General features: G+C 62.3%; 12 protein-coding genes. 10 read left to right on the forward strand and 2 right to left on the reverse strand.

Going from position 1 to position 15,804, the window contains the following annotated elements:
* Positions 1–2,746: TonB-dependent receptor plug domain-containing protein (locus tag VMA74_RS13285; protein WP_325367701.1), on the reverse strand; the 2,746-nt coding region annotated here is incomplete at its 3' end.
* A gap of 759 nt (positions 2,747–3,505) precedes the next feature.
* Here VMA74_RS13285 and VMA74_RS13290 point away from each other — a divergent pair.
* Positions 3,506–4,450 (forward strand): DegV family protein, encoded by a 945-nt coding sequence (locus tag VMA74_RS13290; protein WP_325367703.1) that lies wholly within the window; start codon positions 3,506–3,508, stop codon positions 4,448–4,450.
* Between the two features lie 182 nt (positions 4,451–4,632).
* Positions 4,633–5,106: a hypothetical protein gene (locus VMA74_RS13295; RefSeq protein ID WP_325367705.1), complete on the forward strand. Its 474-nt coding sequence runs from the start codon at positions 4,633–4,635 to the stop codon at positions 5,104–5,106.
* Positions 5,107–5,209: 103 nt separating this feature from the next.
* Here the strand turns inward: VMA74_RS13295 and VMA74_RS13300 are convergent, their stop codons facing one another.
* A complete protein-coding gene (locus tag VMA74_RS13300; protein WP_325367707.1) occupies positions 5,210–5,992 on the reverse strand; it encodes an SDR family oxidoreductase in 783 nt (260 codons plus the stop codon).
* Between the two features lie 291 nt (positions 5,993–6,283).
* On the opposite strand from VMA74_RS13300, the gene VMA74_RS13305 reads away from it, so the two are divergent.
* The 8 genes from VMA74_RS13305 to VMA74_RS13340 all read left to right on the forward strand — a co-directional run bounded on the left by VMA74_RS13305 (position 6,284) and on the right by VMA74_RS13340 (position 15,611).
* Entirely contained in the window at positions 6,284–6,499 is a 216-nt protein-coding gene (locus VMA74_RS13305; protein ID WP_325367709.1) for a hypothetical protein, read from the forward strand.
* An 80-nt stretch (positions 6,500–6,579) separates the two neighbouring features.
* A complete protein-coding gene (locus tag VMA74_RS13310; protein WP_325367711.1) occupies positions 6,580–7,404 on the forward strand; it encodes an ABC transporter ATP-binding protein in 825 nt (274 codons plus the stop codon).
* Positions 7,405–7,761: 357 nt separating this feature from the next.
* Positions 7,762–10,143, forward strand: a complete 2,382-nt coding sequence (locus VMA74_RS13315) for a TonB-dependent receptor (RefSeq protein ID WP_325367736.1) — start codon at positions 7,762–7,764, stop codon at positions 10,141–10,143.
* Between the two features lie 353 nt (positions 10,144–10,496).
* Positions 10,497–12,077, forward strand: a complete 1,581-nt coding sequence (locus VMA74_RS13320; RefSeq protein ID WP_325367738.1) for a flavin monoamine oxidase family protein — start codon at positions 10,497–10,499, stop codon at positions 12,075–12,077.
* On the forward strand, positions 12,074–12,514 hold the full coding sequence (locus tag VMA74_RS13325; protein WP_325367713.1) for a cytochrome c: 441 nt from the start codon (positions 12,074–12,076) through the stop codon (positions 12,512–12,514). The genes VMA74_RS13320 and VMA74_RS13325 overlap by 4 nt, the downstream gene beginning before the upstream one ends.
* Positions 12,515–12,547: 33 nt before the next feature.
* Positions 12,548–13,036: a RidA family protein gene (locus VMA74_RS13330; protein ID WP_414649611.1), complete on the forward strand. Its 489-nt coding sequence runs from the start codon at positions 12,548–12,550 to the stop codon at positions 13,034–13,036.
* A gap of 325 nt (positions 13,037–13,361) precedes the next feature.
* The gene (gene cysG / locus VMA74_RS13335) at positions 13,362–14,750 is read left to right on the forward strand and encodes a siroheme synthase CysG (RefSeq protein WP_325367714.1); all 1,389 of its coding nucleotides are present in this window, start codon (positions 13,362–13,364) and stop codon (positions 14,748–14,750) included.
* Between the two features lie 27 nt (positions 14,751–14,777).
* Complete coding sequence (locus VMA74_RS13340; RefSeq protein ID WP_325367716.1) at positions 14,778–15,611, forward strand: uroporphyrinogen-III synthase; 834 nt, start codon at positions 14,778–14,780, stop codon at positions 15,609–15,611.
* Positions 15,612–15,804: the final 193 nt, after the last annotated feature.

Here is a 15,804-nt window from a genome sequence, read left to right on the forward strand (position 1 = left end):
CGTGGTACACCGTGGCGCCGTACTTGAATACAACGCCGTCCAGCGTAGTACCAGCCGGATGGGTGTCCTGGCTCGGGCTCGTCGAGCCGTTCTGGAAGCGACCGATGTAGCGCGTACGCCACGACGCTGACCAGTTGCCCATGGTCCAGTTGAGGAACGTCGAACCGCGCCAACGCGGGAACAAGCAGATGCCGCCGCCGCTCGGACAGGTGGATGCCTGCGGCGAACCGTACGGCTCGAAATGCCCGGCGTCGTAGTAAGTGACGTTGGCGGACGTGCCTGGTGCGGTCTGCTGGTTGTAGTACTTCAGGTAGGTGGCATCGATACCGGCAACGAAATCACCGAAGCTGAAGTGCGGCAACTTGTAGCGGGTCGAGAAGTCGATGCCGCCGGTGGTGGTGCTACCCAGGTTAGCAGTCGGCTCGATGATCTGATTGATCTGTCCAGCGTTCGGGCCACTGGTGTAGCGTGTGATCAGCGGACAGAACGTGGTGACGCCCGAGTAGCACATGTTGAGCACGGTTTGCGCGCCCACCGACGAAATCGTGTCGTTCAAATAGATGTGCCAGAAATCGGCACTGAGCGACAGGCCTTCCACATAGCTGGGTGAGTACACCACACCCAAATCAAAGGACTTGCCCTGCTCCGCCTTAAGTGGAACGCCCGCATACTGCGAACCGGAGATCAGGCCCTTGATCTGCTGGCCAAGCGCGACGTCCTGGTCCACGAACTTACCGTTCAGCGGCACACCCTCGCAGGCCGGATTGGCCACGGTGGCGCCGTCACATGGATCGCTCTTGAGCAAGGGCGCATCACTGATCGGCGAGCCGAACACGTCACCGATGGCCGGGGCACGGAACACCGTGGCGACCGTGCCACGCAGCAATACGTCGGAGATCGGGCGGTACTCAATAGCGAACTTGGTGTTATTGGTGCTGCCCACGTCGCTGTACTTGGAATAACGATCACCGATCGTCACATTCAGTGACGATACGCCAGGCAGGTTAGCTAGCACCGGCACGAACAGCTCGGTGTAGACCTCCTTCACGTTGTAGCTGCCCGACAGCGGCGAGCTGCACTGGCTACCCAGAGTACAGTTGCCGGTGGCCGGATCGATGGTGAGCAGGGGATCGATATGGCTGCTGGTGGTATTGATGCGGTAATCCAGGCCTGCAGCGAGCTGCACCGTCCCGGCCGGCAGATCGAACAAGCCGCCGTTCGCATCCAGCGAATAGACCCGCTGGGTGGCGAGGGTGTTGCTGTATGCCGGCGCCGCGGCATTCTTGAGGGTGGCGGCCGTCGCAGAGCTGAATTGGTTGAAGATATCCAGCGGCGTACAACCGCTGGCGGCCGAGGTACAGGCCAGGTCCTGATTGATCGTCGTAATATTCGGCAGATTCAGCGTGGTTAGATCCTGCGCCGAACGACCGTAGTCGATGTTCAGATCCCAGGTCCAGTTCTGGTTGAAGATGTCGAAATCACCCCTCACACCGCCATCCCACTGATCGCTCGTGGTCTTGGAATCGGCCTGGCGGTTGCCGATCGACACGGCACGGAGGCGGAAGTTGTTGTCCGCGCTGTCGTACGGGACACCAAAAATGTTGTACGGATTGTTGGCCGGAATCACCAAGCCGTAATCGGTACCCAGCAAAGCCGGCGCCAACTGGAAGGCCGCTTCGGTCTTGTTGTGGTAGCCCTCTACATAGGCAGTCACGTGATCACCGAACTTGTAATCACCCTTCACCCAGACGCTGGTGCGCTTCTGCGGCGTATCGATCAGGTTGACCGAGGCGTAGTTGTACTTGTCGCTGTTGCCGAAGCAGTGATAGTCGCTCCCGCTGGCGCCGGCGGCGCCCTTGTTCAACGCCACATAGCCGCAGTTCGGAAAACCATTCGTCCCCTGCAGGGAGGCCGGCACCTGGATGCGGCCATACTGACCAAAGCTGGAACCGCCAACATAAGTCTGAATCGGCGATCCAGGACTGCCGCTGATGGAGACGGAGTTCTTGGAAAATTGGCGCCGGCTGGCCTCGATGCCATCCGTCTGGTTGTAGTCGGCACCACCCATGATGTCCCAGTTGTCCGACGTGTGACCGAAGGCAGCGGTGTAGGCCTTCGAAGCGCCATCGCCGTGGCCGGACTGGCCATACTGCGCCGAGAGCGTGGCGCCGTTGTAATTCTTCTTCAGGATGACGTTGATAACGCCACCGATCGCATCCGAACCGTAGACCGCCGAGGCGCCATCGGTCAGCACTTCGATGCGCTCGACCATGTCGGTGGGAATGGAGTTGAGGTCGACAAATCCATTACTGGCGCTAGGGATGATGCGATGGCCGTCGATCAGCACCAGCGTGCGCTGTGCACCCAAGCCACGCAGGCCCACTGTAGCAGCGCCAGAACCGCCGCCATTGTTCACCTGCGGCGTGACATTGCCGCCAGTCACTGCCGGCAGCTCCTGCACCAAGTCACCCAGAGTCAGCTTGCCGCTGGACCTGATGGCGGCCGAATCAATCGTGACCACCGGGTTGGACGTTTCCACGTCCACGCGGCGGATGTGCGAACCGGTTACGGTAATAGTTTGCAGCGTCTTGGGCTTGCCGTTGTTCTGATCTTGCGTGCTGGTGCCCTGCTGTGCGCTGGTGTCCTGAGCGAACGCGCTGGTAGCCGTAGCACCGACTGCGATGGCAGCACCCAGCGATAGCGCGAGGCGAACCGCCGCCGAAAGTTTGGTGGTCCCGTGGTTCATTTTGTACCCCTCTTTCCCCAGAAAAAGAATTTTAACTACGAAGGGTTAAGCCGCTTTCCGTCACTGACACCGGATGTGCACTGACAAGAATCTACGATTTCCCTTGTGACCGGAGCGTAACAGTTTGCTAACACAATGAGCAAGGTTTCACCTGCTACAAACTTGAGGTTTACCCCAATTTGACGTCAGCCCGGCTGAAGCTGACGCTAGCTGCGACGTTTTAAGGTGAAGAGCCGCTGGAGCTGTATTTTTCGGACTAACGGCGCACGACCCTCCGCAAATGCTGCATTCGCACATAAATTGTCCGGAGGCGGTCGCCTGGGTAGCCAAGAGACAACCTGCATTGTTTACGGCAACTCGAATCAGGCGACTGCTGCTACCGACGCCAACCACTGGAACGAGTCGGTTTTCCTGCCTCCATGGCCAAGGGCCAGCGCTCCGAACTTAAGAAAATCGCCCTCACCGACGCGTCGAAGCCACCGCTCCATCGTGCGAAGAGGGCGTTGGGGTTCGGTTGCGCCTCACCGCCAACGAGGGCCTGCGCCATGACTTTACGTATCAGAGCATCCGCGGCCATGGGGCTTGGAAATCACACCACGCCGAAGCGACCTGCCCTTCACGGCACATGGCAGCAGCCGTGCACGCCAACGACCGGCACCCGCAACACCCGCCGCCTTTCGCTTGGCGCACCGCGGCAACGCCCCTCTGCAACTGCATGCTATGTTCGTGCCGCACGTTGAATGACAGGGGTATTGGCACATGCGCATGGGCTTGGCTATCGATGCATCCTGCGATCTGCCGCAGGCGTTTTTGCAGCAGCACGACATCGCCGTCATGCCCATCGCCGTGCGCATCGACGACACGGTTTTCAAGGATGACCGCAATCCGGCCGAGATCGCGCGCTTCCTCGACCTGAAGCTGGGCAGCCGCAGTCACTCGGCGGAAACCGAACCCTGTTCGGTGGAAGACGTGCAGAAGCTGTTCCTGGACAAGCTGGTGCTGGAAAAGGATTGCGTGTTCTGTCTCACCATCACGCCTTCGCGCAGCCCCATCTACGACAACGTGGTCAAGGCCAGCTTTGCGGTGCTGAAGAACTACCGCAAGGTACGCGAACCGCTTGGCATCACCGGCCCGTTCCTGATGCGCGTACTGGATACGCGCAGCCTGTTCGTGGGCTCCGCGCCGTGCATCGTCGAAGCCGTGCGCCTGATGCAAGCGAATGAAACGCCGGCTGCGATCCGCGAACGGCTGGCCTATATCGCCGAGAACTCCTACGGCTACATGCTGCCGCGCGACCTGTATTACTTGCGCGCCCGCGCCAAGAAAAAGGGCGACCGCAGCGTCGGCCTGTTCAGTGCCGTACTCGGCTCCACCCTGGACATCAAACCGCTGATCCGCGCCTACCGCGGCGACACGACGCCGGTGGGCAAGGTGCGCGGCTGGGAGCACGGTTGCGAAACCTTGTTCGGCTACGCTGCCGATCGCGTGCGCGCCGGCTTGCTGGTGCCGATGATGTGCACCGCTTACGGCGGTGACTTGAGCGAACTGCCGAAGCTGCCGGGCTACGACACCCTGGCGCGCGCCTGTGACGAGTGCGGCGTGACCCTGATGCAGGCGCCGATGAGCATCACCGGCATGGTCAATGTGGGCGAAGGCGCGGTAACGATCGGCTTTGCTGCGGAAGAGCACCACGTCGAATTCTGATATCGCGGCCCAAGCGTACAATCGCGGCATGCACCGCGCTGCCGCCTTTGCCATGGCCGTGATCGCCCTATGCCTGATCATGGGCTTGCCGTTGTCCGCACCGGCACACGCCGACACCGTCATCGTATATAAGTGCCGCACGGCGCAAGGCGGCTTGATCTATCAGGGAACACCTTGCCCGCATGGCCAGCAACAGCAAACCATGCAGCTCGACGATCGCGGGCCGAGCACTTCACCACCACCGCTATCGCCTGCTCCTGCGCCGCGCACGGCAAGCGCCACGCTCACGCCGCTTCCGCCATCCATGCCGCAAACGCCGCCCGCGACATCGCTGCGTACGCGCTACGGACCAGACGACTTACCTCAGCAGCAACGGCAATCCGCCGCCCTATTACGCGCCGCTCGCGATGACCGGCATACTGCCGACGTCGCTCGGCCCCGTCATACCCGGCGTCAAGCCCAATGCGGCGATGGTCGCCAGCCGGTACGTACTGATGCAGGATCAATGCGCGCCAATGACGCCGCACGACACCTGCGCCACGCTGCGCGACCAGTACGACGAGAACGAACGTACGCTGTCACGCGCCTTCAAGAGCGACCAGCTGCCCCTGCTCCAGCGCGAAAAGGAACTGCTCGCCCAACTCAGCCACTGCTGAGCAAAACTTGCACAATGTCGTGCAAGTGGTTGCTATGCAAGCGTTACGAAGACTTGTCCACAGGGTTGCTACCAGAGTTTCCCCAGCCGCTGTGGAAAACTGCTCAAAAGCCGTAATGGAGGAACCCGCCATCCACCGCCAGCACCTGCCCGGTGATATAGCTGGCCGCCGGCAGGCACAGAAATGCGATGGCCGCGGCCACCTCCTCCGGCTCGCCGATACGCCGCAGCGGCGTGCGGTCCAGCACCTCGTCCAGATAATCGGCATCGGCCAGCGCCGGTTCGGAACGCTGCGTGCGGATGTACCACGGCGCCACGGCATTGACGCGAATGCCGTCTACTGCCCATTCGGCCGCAAGGTTGCGCGTGAGTTGATGCAACGCCGCCTTGCTCATGCCATAGGGCGAACCCGTGCGCACGTGCGTGATGCCGGACACCGAACCGACGTTGACGATCGCCGCGTTCGCATGCTGGACCAGATGCGGATGCGCAAGGCGGCACATCTCATAGGCGGAAAACAGGTTCTGCTCGAAAATCGCGCGGTAGTCGGCCTCGTCGTAATCGAGCGTGGCCTTGGGGTTGTTGCCGCCCGCATTGTTGACCAGCAGCGACACCGGCATGTCCAGATCCGCTACCCAGTCGAACACGGCCAGACGATCTTCGGCCACGCTCACATCGCCCGCGAAGGCCAGCACCTCGATGCTGGGAAAATCGTCGGTCAATTCAACGCGCACTTGTTCCAGGTGGTCGTCATCGCGCGCCACCAGCAATAGGTCGGCGCCCAATCCGGCCAGCTCGCGCGCGGTGGCGTAGCCGATGCCCTTGCTGGCACCGGTGATGAGTACGGTGTGATCTTGCAACTGCCAGGCGTCGATGCGGCTGTTCATGGAGCGGAGCTTACATGAACGGGATGCGCTGATTAATTCAACGTAGGTCGCAGCGGCCCTGTGTGCTCCCAGAGCACAGGGCCGTCGGCGCACGCGGGGAGGGCACATGGATGTGCCCGGCTTTGAGGAGCGAGGAAGGCAGACCGGCTGTCTGTCGAGACGATGGACCGAAGCTATGCGGACGGACACACAGGGTCGCTGAGGCCTGCGTTGGATTAATCAGCGCATCCCAAGGCTTGTCCGAAACGTGCGCCGGCAGGACACTCTAGCCATCATCATCGAGGTGCCCCCATGAGAACCGCTACCGCCCTGCTCTGCCTGCTTGCCCTGGGCGCCTGCAGCAACAAGCCGCCCGCACCGCAATCCGATCCCAAGTCGGCCGCCGCGCAACCCAGCGCCCCCTGGGATGCGATGAAACAGGACGAACAACGCGCCAAGGATGTGCAGAAGATCGTCAACCAGCACGCCGCCGACCAGGACAAGCAGATCGAGCAGCAGACGCAATAGCTCGACGCATGCGTACAGCCATCTGGACGTCCGTACGTCCATGGCTTGCTACGGCTGTTCGATGCAGGCAAGGTTCGGGCATGAGTCCCGATACCACCCACTCCGAATCCATTCCCCTGCTGGACCTGCATGAAGCCAGCGTATTACGCGGCGAACGGCTGATCCTGGACCGGCTCAGCCTGCGCGTCGCCGCCGGTCAGCACACCGCCATCCTGGGCGCCAACGGCTCGGGAAAATCCACACTGATCCGATTGATCGCGCGGCAGATCTATCCGCTTGCGCGCGAGGACAATACGCCGACCATCAAAGTATTCGGGCGCGACCGCTGGAGCGTGGTCGAGTTGCGCAGCCTGATCGGCATCGTCTCGCCCGCCATGCAAGGCGACTACACCAACGAGGATGCGCCGCTGGAGGTGTTCGACGCGGTCGTCTCCGGCTTCTTTGCCGCGCGTGGCCTGTGGGTGGATCACCACGTGACCGAAGCCATGCGCCAGCATGCCCTGGAAGCGCTGGCGCACGTGCAAGCCACCCAGTTTATCGGCCGCGAGATGGCCAGCCTGTCTACCGGTGAAGCGCGCCGCGTATTGATTGCACGCGCCCTGGTGCATCGCCCGCGTGCGCTGTTGCTGGACGAACCTTGCACCGGGCTCGACCCGGCCAACCGACGGCGCTTTCTCGAAAGCCTGCGGCAGCTGGCCCAACGCGGCGTGACCCTGCTGCTGGTGACGCATCACGTGGAAGAAATCCTGCCGGAGATCGATCACGTGGTCCTGCTGCGCGAAGGCCGGCTACTGCGCAAAGGCAGCAAGGCCAGCGTGCTGACGCACGAAGCATTGAGCGAAGCCTTCGGCATGCCGATGCGCGTGGCGCAGCAGGGCGACTATTACCACGCCAGCGTTGGCTAATTGACTCGTGGATGTAAATCGCACCTCGTAGGCTTGGATGAAATCCCAGCATCAGCAGCCACAAGAGCTTGAAGGGCGCGACCTCGTAGGAGGCATTTAAAAATATTTATTTTTATTTGCACCAGAATTGGGCGTCATTGCACCAATTACGCCCATCCATTAAAAACATGATTATCTATTGACGCGCTGCACAAACGTGTCATAGCCTCAAATTGCCGCATCTCGGGGAGATTCATTGCTGCGGCGCAAATGCGTGATTTTACCTATATCCAAGTCCTTGGAGGGACGCCTTTTGTCTTGAATCTTGTGGGGAGTTCAACAATGAAACGACTTGTTCGCCGTCCATTGGCAGCCGCCATGCTGCCGCTGTTTTCCGTAGGTATCGTTTTTACCACCGCCGCCTGGGCCGATACGGCTCCCGCCGATTCGCCGCAGACCAGCAAAGAGCTCCAGCAAGTCGTCGTCACCGGCACTCGCGCCACTGACCGCACCGCTGCCGAATCGCTCTCGCCGATCGACATCATCTCGCCTGCCGACCTTACCTCCAGCGGCTATACCGATCTGGCCAGCGCGCTCAATACCGTGCTTCCTTCGCTGGATTTTCCCCGCCCTGCCATCAACGACGGCAACGACGCGCTACGACCGGCATCGCTGCGCGGACTTTCGCCCGACGACGTACTGGTGCTGGTGGACGGCAAGCGTTATCACACCTCGGCGCTGGTCAATTACAACTCCTCCGTGGGTCGCGGGTCGGCGCCGGTGGATCTGAACTCGATCCCGATCTCCGCCATCGACCATATCGAAGTGCTCCGCGATGGTGCAGCCGCGCAATACGGTTCCGACGCGATCGCCGGCGTGATCAATATCGTACTGAAGCACGGCGCCCGGGCGGGCGGTAACGAGATCAGCGCCAACGGCGGCATCATGGACGCGGGCGACGGTGCCAACAATGGCGTGGACGGCTCGGTAGGCATTCCGCTGGGTGGCACGGACGGCAAGGCGCCTGGTTGGGCACGCCTGGCCTGGAACTACCAGAACCAGATGAACACCAATCGCGCCGAGAACACGGATCGCGCCACCACCCTGGCCGGCGCCACCAACACGACCGGCTATCCCTACGAGCGCTACGGCGATCCCGCCGAAAAAACGTATCAGCTGCTGCTCAACTTCGGCTACCAGGTCACACCGAACATCGAGATGTATGGCTACCTCGACGGCAGCAAGCGCGACGTCACCTCCAACGGTTACTACCGCCCCTACGACTCCACGCGCAACGTGCCGGAAATTTATCCGAACGGCTTCCTGCCGCAGATCGTCAACCACACCAACGACGTCGCCTTCGTATTCGGCGTCAAAGGCCATACCGCGAGCGGCTGGCAGTGGGATGTGTCGGCCGATTACGGCGAGAACAACCTGATTTTCGACATCCAGGACAGCGTCAACACCAACCTCTATTACAGCAAGGGCTATTCGCCCACCTACTTCCACGCCGGCACCTTCGCCAACAAGCAGGGCGTATTCAACGTGGACATCAGCAAAGAGTTCGATTGGGGTTTGCACAACCCCGTCACCGTCGCCTTCGGCGGGGAATACCGCAACGAAAGCTATGACATCGGCGCGGGCGATGCGGATTCCTATTTCTTCGATCCGAACACGCTGATCCCAGGCACCACCTCGCCGTACGCCGGCGGCTCGCAGGTGTATCCAGGCCTGTCGCCGGAAGTGGCGGGCGACTTCAGCCGCCACAGCAAGGCCGCCTACGTCGACCTGGAAACCGATCTCACCGATCGGTGGTCGGCCGGCGTCGCCGCGCGCTACGAGGATTACAGCGACGCCGGCTCCACCCGCTCCGGCAAGCTCTCCACGCGCTACCAGCTCACCGATACCTTTGCCCTGCGCGGCACGGTGTCCAACGGTTTCCGCGCGCCGTCACTGGCCCAGCAGAACTACGAGTCGGTGGTGACGTTGATCCAGAATGGTGCACTCGCGCAGATCGGCACCTATCGCACCTCCAATCCGACCGCCATTGCACTCGGCGCCAAGCCGCTGGTGCCGGAAAAGTCGGTCAATTACAGCTTCGGCGGCGTGTGGCAGCCGACCAGCAACTTCAATGCAACGGTCGACATCTACCAGATCCGCATCTGGGACCAGATCCTGTATTCCGACCAGATTCCGGTCAACATTCCCGGCGACCAGGTGACGGGCGCGCAGTTCTTCGTCAACGGCGCCACCACGCGCACGCGCGGTGCGGACGTGATCACCAGCTATCACCTCGACCTGGATAGCCTGGGCGCGGTCAACCTCAGCGGCAGCGCCAACTACAACCAGACGACGATCCTGCACGTTTCCACGCCCGACTTCGGTCGCGCCAGCCAAGGTCTGCTGACGGATGCCACGCCACGTACCAAGTTCGTGTTCGCCGGCGATTGGCTGATCCACAACTTCGACCTGCATGCCAATGCCACGCGCTACGGCACGGTGACGCGCCTGGGCGACGACTACAGCGGCGACGAAGACCAGATTTTCTCCGCGCGTTGGATCTTCGATCTTGCGGCCAGCTACAACTGGCGCACCTGGACCTTCACCGTGGGCGCCGACAACATCACCAATCAATATCCGACCAAGGCCGCGCTCAACAATGTGTATGAAGACCGTGCGGACGGCCTGCAGTACTCGTCGCTGTCGCCGTTTGGTTTCAACGGCAGGTATTGGTACGGGAAGGTGACGTTCCGGTTTTAGCGCCATGGCAACCACCAAGGCCAAGAAGCTTGTTGTTTGCGTGATGCGCTCCCTCCCCTGCTGCCGCAGGGGAGGGTTGGGGTGGGGTTGCTTGGGCTTTAGCGTGCGGCCGAATGTCACCGTGGCTTCTGATCGTAGAAGTACATCGCGGTGACGCCTGGTTCCTGCTGCTCGCTGCGTTCGCACCCCACCCTAGCCCTCCCCCCGGATCAAGTCCGGGGCAGGCTCCACTTCGCAGGGGAGGGGACGCATTCTGGCGAGCGCGAGATATGCGCTTCCCTTTCTTCTTCGATGAGAACGTTGCCGCCCTTTCGCGAGAGATGTCGATGCAAGACGAAACCCCTACGTTCTCCATGAAACGCCGCGATCTCCTGCGCATGATCGGCCTCAGCGCAGGCGCCGCGGCGATGTATCAGGCCATGAGCAGTCTTGGCCTGGCGGCCGAGTCCAACTTCAAAGGCCAACCCCATCTGCAAGGCGCACCGAAAAACAGCACGGTGCTGATCCTGGGCGCCGGCATCGCCGGCATGGTGGCCGCTTACGAACTGCGCCAAGCGGGCTACAAGGTGCAGGTGCTGGAATACAACCATCGTCCGGGCGGCCGCAACTGGTCGCTGCGCGGCGGCGATCGCTACACCGAACTAGGCGGCTTCACCCAACACTGCCAGTTCGATGAAGGGCTTTACATCAATCCAGGCCCTTGGCGTTTGCCGTATCACCATCACGGCATCATCGGCTACTGCAAGAAACTCGGCGTGCCACTCGAGCCGTTCGTGCAGGTGAACCACAATGCCTACCTGCACAGCGCCCGCGCGTTCGGCGGCAAGCCGCAGCGTTATCGCGCCATCAACGCCGACTACCGCGGGCACGTCGCCGAACTGCTGGCCAAGAGTACGCAGCAAGGCAAGCTCGATGCGGCCGTCAGCAAGGAAGACCAGGAAATACTGCTCGAATCGCTGCGTGACTGGGGCGCGCTCGATAAAAACCTGGCCTATGCCCGCGGCATCCCCAGCAGCAACCGGCGCGGTTTCGACAAGGATCCCGGCGGCGGCCTCTCCGCCCGCCCGGTTGCCTCCACGCCCATCGCGCTGGACGAACTGCTGGGCTCGCGCTTGTGGAGCAGCCTCAGCGCCGGTGAAATCTATGAATTCCAGACCTCGCTGTTCCAGCCAGTGGGCGGCATGGGACGCATCGGTGAAGCGTTCGGCCGCGCGCTGGAAGGGGTGATCCGCTACGGCGCCAAGGTCACGGCGATCCAGCAGGACGAGCACGGTGTCACCGCCACCTACGAAGATACCGCCCAGCCAGGCACGCTGCTGAAAGCACGCGGCGACTGGTGCATCTGCACGATTCCGCTGTCCGTGCTCAGCCAGATCCCGATGAACGTCGGCGCGCCGATGATGGAGGCGATCAGCGCGGTGCCGTACGCGGCCTCCGTCAAAGTGGGCCTGCAGTTCAAGCGGCGCTTCTGGGAACAGGACGAGCATATCTACGGCGGCATCACCTACACCGATCTGCCGATCGCCAATATCGGCTACCCCAGCTGCGGTTTTTTCGGCAGCGGCAAGGGCGTGTTGCTCGGCGCCTATATCTGGGGTCTGCATGCCTTCGAATTCACTGCGATGACGCCCCAGCAACGCGTGCAGAAAGCCTTGGAATACGGCAGCCGGATTCATCCGCAATATCACCAGGAGTTCGAGAACGGCGTCGCGGTGGGCTGGCATCGCTCGCCGTTCACCCTGGGCTGCTTCGGCCTGTGGTCGGAGGAAGCCCGCGTCAAGCATTACGACAATCTGTGCCAGATCGATGGCCGTATTGCGCTGGCCGGCGAACACGCCTCGTATCTACCCGCGTGGCAGGAGGGCGCCGTGACATCCGCCCTGGACGTGATCGAACGCATCCACCAACGCGCCGTGGCGGAGGCACGCACATGAGCCCTTCGCTACGCAAACATCTCTACGTGGGTTGCGTGTGGCTAAGCGCTCTGGCATACGCCACCGGGCTGCACGCGCAGTCCTCCGACAATGCCGCGCATGCGCATTCGGCCCTGGCCACGGCAGATGGAAAAACGATCTTCGAACACATTTGCCAAGGCTGCCACATGCCCGACGCCAAGGGTGCCACGGGAGCGGGCACCTATCCCGCGCTGGCCGGCGATCCGCGGCTGATTTCGCCCCAATACATGGCTGCGGTGGTGATGCACGGGCGTCGCGACATGCCTTCCTTCATCCAGACCGGCGAGGCCGGGCCGCTGGAAGATGCCAAACTCAGCGACGCGCAGATTGCGGATGTGGTGAACTATGTGCGCACCCATTTCGGCAACCACTACGACGATCGCATCACGGCGCAGGACGTGGCCGGCATGCACTGAGTTTCATGCACTTATCCACCAGAGGATTTCATCATGCAGAAAATGGTCTTGCTTGCATTACTGCTTGCGGCACCGGCCATGGCTCACGCGCAGGACGTGATCCGCTACAAACTGGCCAACAGCAACTTTCCAATCTCCGCCGCGGTGGAAGTGCCTGCCGGGAAGTCGGTCGTCTTTCTGAGCGGCATGGTGCCACCGGTGGTCGATCCCAAAGCGCCGAAGGATTCGGCAGCCGCCTACGGCGACACCAAGACCCAGACCATCGGCGCGCTCACGGCGATCCAGAAGCAACTGCAAAGCATGCACATGGACATGGGCGACATCGTCAAGATGCAGGCATTTCTGGTGGGTGACGAAGCCCATGGCGGGCGCATGGATTTCGCCGGTTTCATGGCCGGGTATACGCAGTTCTTCGGCACCAAGGAGCAGCCCAAGCTGCCGGCGCGTTCGGCGTTCCAGGTGGCCGGGCTGGCCAATCCGGGGTTCCGGGTGGAGATCGAGGTGACGGCGGTAAGGCCTTGAGCCGACCTTCACCTGAGCTCTAACGCTCGTCATTCCGGCGAACGCCGGAATCCAGTCAAAATATAATGCGCGCAGCACACGACATAAAAGGTTTTGCGTGCTTCGCACGACGTGTTCAGACTGGATTCCGGCGTTCGCCGGAATGACGAGCCGCTCTGAACAGGCATCAACGCGGCATTAGCGTTTGGAGACTGGAGCGAACCCCAGAACCAACCATCGCCGCCATATCCCATCCCGTCTCGGTATATTCCGCATTGTCGCAATGCACGCACACGTTTCCGCATTAATCTAGGCGTACACGTTTGCGTACGGGAAGCGAAGCATCATGGGGCTCTATCCAATCTTCGCCGATCTCACCGGGCTGCCCGTACTGGTGGTCGGCGGCGGCCACGTCGCGGAACGCAAGATTGCCATGCTGCTCGCGTCCGGCGCGCGGGTACGTGTGGGCGCCCCCATGCTTACGCCGGCCCTGCTGCAACAGGTCGAGGAAGGCCGGATCGAACACCTTGACGGTACTTTCCAACCCGCATGGCTGGATGGCGTATGGCTGGTCATCGCCGCCACCGACGATCACGAATTGAACGCCCGCGTCGCCGCGAGTGCGGAAGATCGGCGCATTCTGGCGAATGTGGTGGATGCACCTGCGCTGTCGCGTTTCCAGGTACCGGCCGTGGTGGATCGCACGCCCTTGACGGTCGCCATTTCCACCGGCGGCGCCGCACCGGTGATCGCCCGGCGCGTGCGCGAAACATTGGAAGCCGAACTCGATCATGCGCTTGGCCCACTTACCGCGCTCGCGCAGAGGCACCGCACGCGCATCACGCAACGCTGGCCGGATCTGGCCGAGCGCCGTGCGTTCTACGACTGGCTGCACGATGGACCGGTGATGGCGCTGCTGCGCAATGCCCGGTCCAATGAAGCCGAGCAGATGCTGCTGGATGCCCTGCATGCGCCGGCATCGCCGCCAGCAAAGGGCACCGTGCTGCTGGTCGGCGCCGGCCCCGGCGATCCTGGATTGCTGACGCTGCGCGCGTTGCGTGCACTCAACCAGGCCGACGTGATCCTGCACGACTCGCTGGTCAGCGAGGCCGTGCTGGCGCTGGCGCGCCGCGACGCCGAGCGCATCGACGTCGGCAAACGCTGCGGCGGCCGGCATACGCAGCAGGAACAGATTCACCAATTACTGCTGGAACATGCACAGGCCGGCCGCCTGGTGGTACGACTGAAGGGCGGCGATCCGTTCGTGTTCGGGCGCGGCGGCGAAGAAATGGAATTCCTGCACCAGCACGGCATTGCCTGCCAGATCGTTCCCGGTGTCACCGCGGCCGTCGCCTGTGCCGCCTACGCCGGCATTCCGCTGACGCATCGCGAGCATGCACGCACCGTGCACCTGCTTACCGGCCATGGCAAGGAATCGATGGATGCCATGGACTGGCCGGCGCTCGCACAGGATCATCAGACCATGGCCGTGTATATGGGTGTGGCGCGGCTGGATGAACTCACCCTGCGTTTGCTGGAACATGGACGGCGGCCGGATACGCCGTTTGCCATTATCGAGAATGGCACGCTGCCACAGCAGCGGGTGATCAGCGGCGCACTGCGCGACTTGCCGGCGCTTGCGAAAGAACATGCCGTGCATCCGCCGGCGCTGCTGATCATTGGCGAAGTGGCGGCGTTGACGCATGCGCACGCATGGTTTGGCAGCCTGGCATGAACGCACGTGGCGGCAGGAGTTTCACCCATGACCGATAGCGATCCGGAACGCCCGCTGCAAAACCGCTGCATCGCCATTCCCGAGTCGCGCGAGCTGGACCTGTTCGCCTCGCTGCTCGAACGCCGCGGCGCGTCGGTACTGCGCTGCCCGCTGGTGGACATCCGCGACACGCCCCAGCCGGCGCCCGTGCTCGCATGGTTGCAGACGTTTTGTGGGGGCGGCTGTGACGATTTGCTGCTGTTCACCGGCGAAGGCCTGCGCCGGCTGTTGAGCCTGATCGAGCATCACGCCCCCGCCTTGCGCGAACCGTTCGTCACGCAGCTCGCACGTGTACGCAGCATCGCACGCGGCCCCAAGCCCGGCCGCGTACTGCGCGAGCTTGGCCTGAAACCCACCCTGGTGGCCGATCCTGCCACCACGCCGGGCATGATCGCGCTGCTGCAAACGCTCGACCTGCAAGGACGCCGCATCGGCGTGCAGTTGTACGGCACGGAGCCGAATGCGGCATTGATGGATTTTCTCGCCAGCCGCGGAGCGCAGGCACTGCCGGTATGGCCATATGTGTACGCCGATGCGGCAGCGGACGCGGAAGTGCTCGCGTTGATCGAGTCGATGCAGCAAGGATGCGTGGATGCGATTGCCTTCACCAGCCTGCAGCAGGTGGAACGGTTGTTTCGCCTGATCGAGGGCGAGCGCTTGAGACAGGCCCTGGCACATACGCTGGTGGCGGCCATTGGCCCGGTGGTAGCCGATGCATTGCGCGCACATGGCGTGCAACCACAAGTGGTGCCGGAAGACAGCTATTACCTCAAGCCGCTGACGCGGGCGTTGATTGAGCGGCTGGGTTCAAGCGCACCGTAAACTTGCAGTGATCTGCTCCCTCCCCTGCGAAGTAGGGGAGGGCTGGGGTGGGGTTGCCCGTGCTTTAGCGCACGGCCGAATCTCATAGTGATTTGCAATGGCGAGAAACAGCACGAGTCGACGTGAGGCTCCTGCCGCTCGCTGCGCTCGCACCCCACCCTAACCCTCCCCTGCAAGCAGGGGAGGGGATGCA

The sequence above is a fragment of the Dyella sp. genome, from assembly GCF_035508675.1.
Taxonomy (GTDB): Bacteria; Pseudomonadota; Gammaproteobacteria; order Xanthomonadales; family Rhodanobacteraceae; genus Dyella_B.

What these genes read in the sequence shown, in the direction of transcription:
- VMA74_RS13330 (WP_414649611.1), top strand. Translation starts at nt 12,548, where the DNA reads ATGCAGAAAATGGTCTTGCTTGCATTACTGCTTGCGGCACCGGCCATG.
- VMA74_RS13295 (WP_325367705.1), top strand. Translation starts at nt 4,633, where the DNA reads ATGGCCAGCAACAGCAAACCATGCAGCTCGACGATCGCGGGCCGAGCA.
- VMA74_RS13340 (WP_325367716.1), top strand. Translation starts at nt 14,778, where the DNA reads ATGACCGATAGCGATCCGGAACGCCCGCTGCAAAACCGCTGCATCGCC.
- VMA74_RS13315 (WP_325367736.1), top strand. Translation starts at nt 7,762, where the DNA reads ATGCTGCCGCTGTTTTCCGTAGGTATCGTTTTTACCACCGCCGCCTGG.
- VMA74_RS13310 (WP_325367711.1), top strand. Translation starts at nt 6,580, where the DNA reads ATGAGTCCCGATACCACCCACTCCGAATCCATTCCCCTGCTGGACCTG.
- VMA74_RS13300 (WP_325367707.1), bottom strand. Translation starts at nt 5,992, where the DNA reads ATGAACAGCCGCATCGACGCCTGGCAGTTGCAAGATCACACCGTACTC.
- VMA74_RS13305 (WP_325367709.1), top strand. Translation starts at nt 6,284, where the DNA reads ATGAGAACCGCTACCGCCCTGCTCTGCCTGCTTGCCCTGGGCGCCTGC.
- VMA74_RS13320 (WP_325367738.1), top strand. Translation starts at nt 10,497, where the DNA reads ATGAAACGCCGCGATCTCCTGCGCATGATCGGCCTCAGCGCAGGCGCC.
- VMA74_RS13290 (WP_325367703.1), top strand. Translation starts at nt 3,506, where the DNA reads ATGCGCATGGGCTTGGCTATCGATGCATCCTGCGATCTGCCGCAGGCG.
- cysG (WP_325367714.1), top strand. Translation starts at nt 13,362, where the DNA reads ATGGGGCTCTATCCAATCTTCGCCGATCTCACCGGGCTGCCCGTACTG.
- VMA74_RS13325 (WP_325367713.1), top strand. Translation starts at nt 12,074, where the DNA reads ATGAGCCCTTCGCTACGCAAACATCTCTACGTGGGTTGCGTGTGGCTA.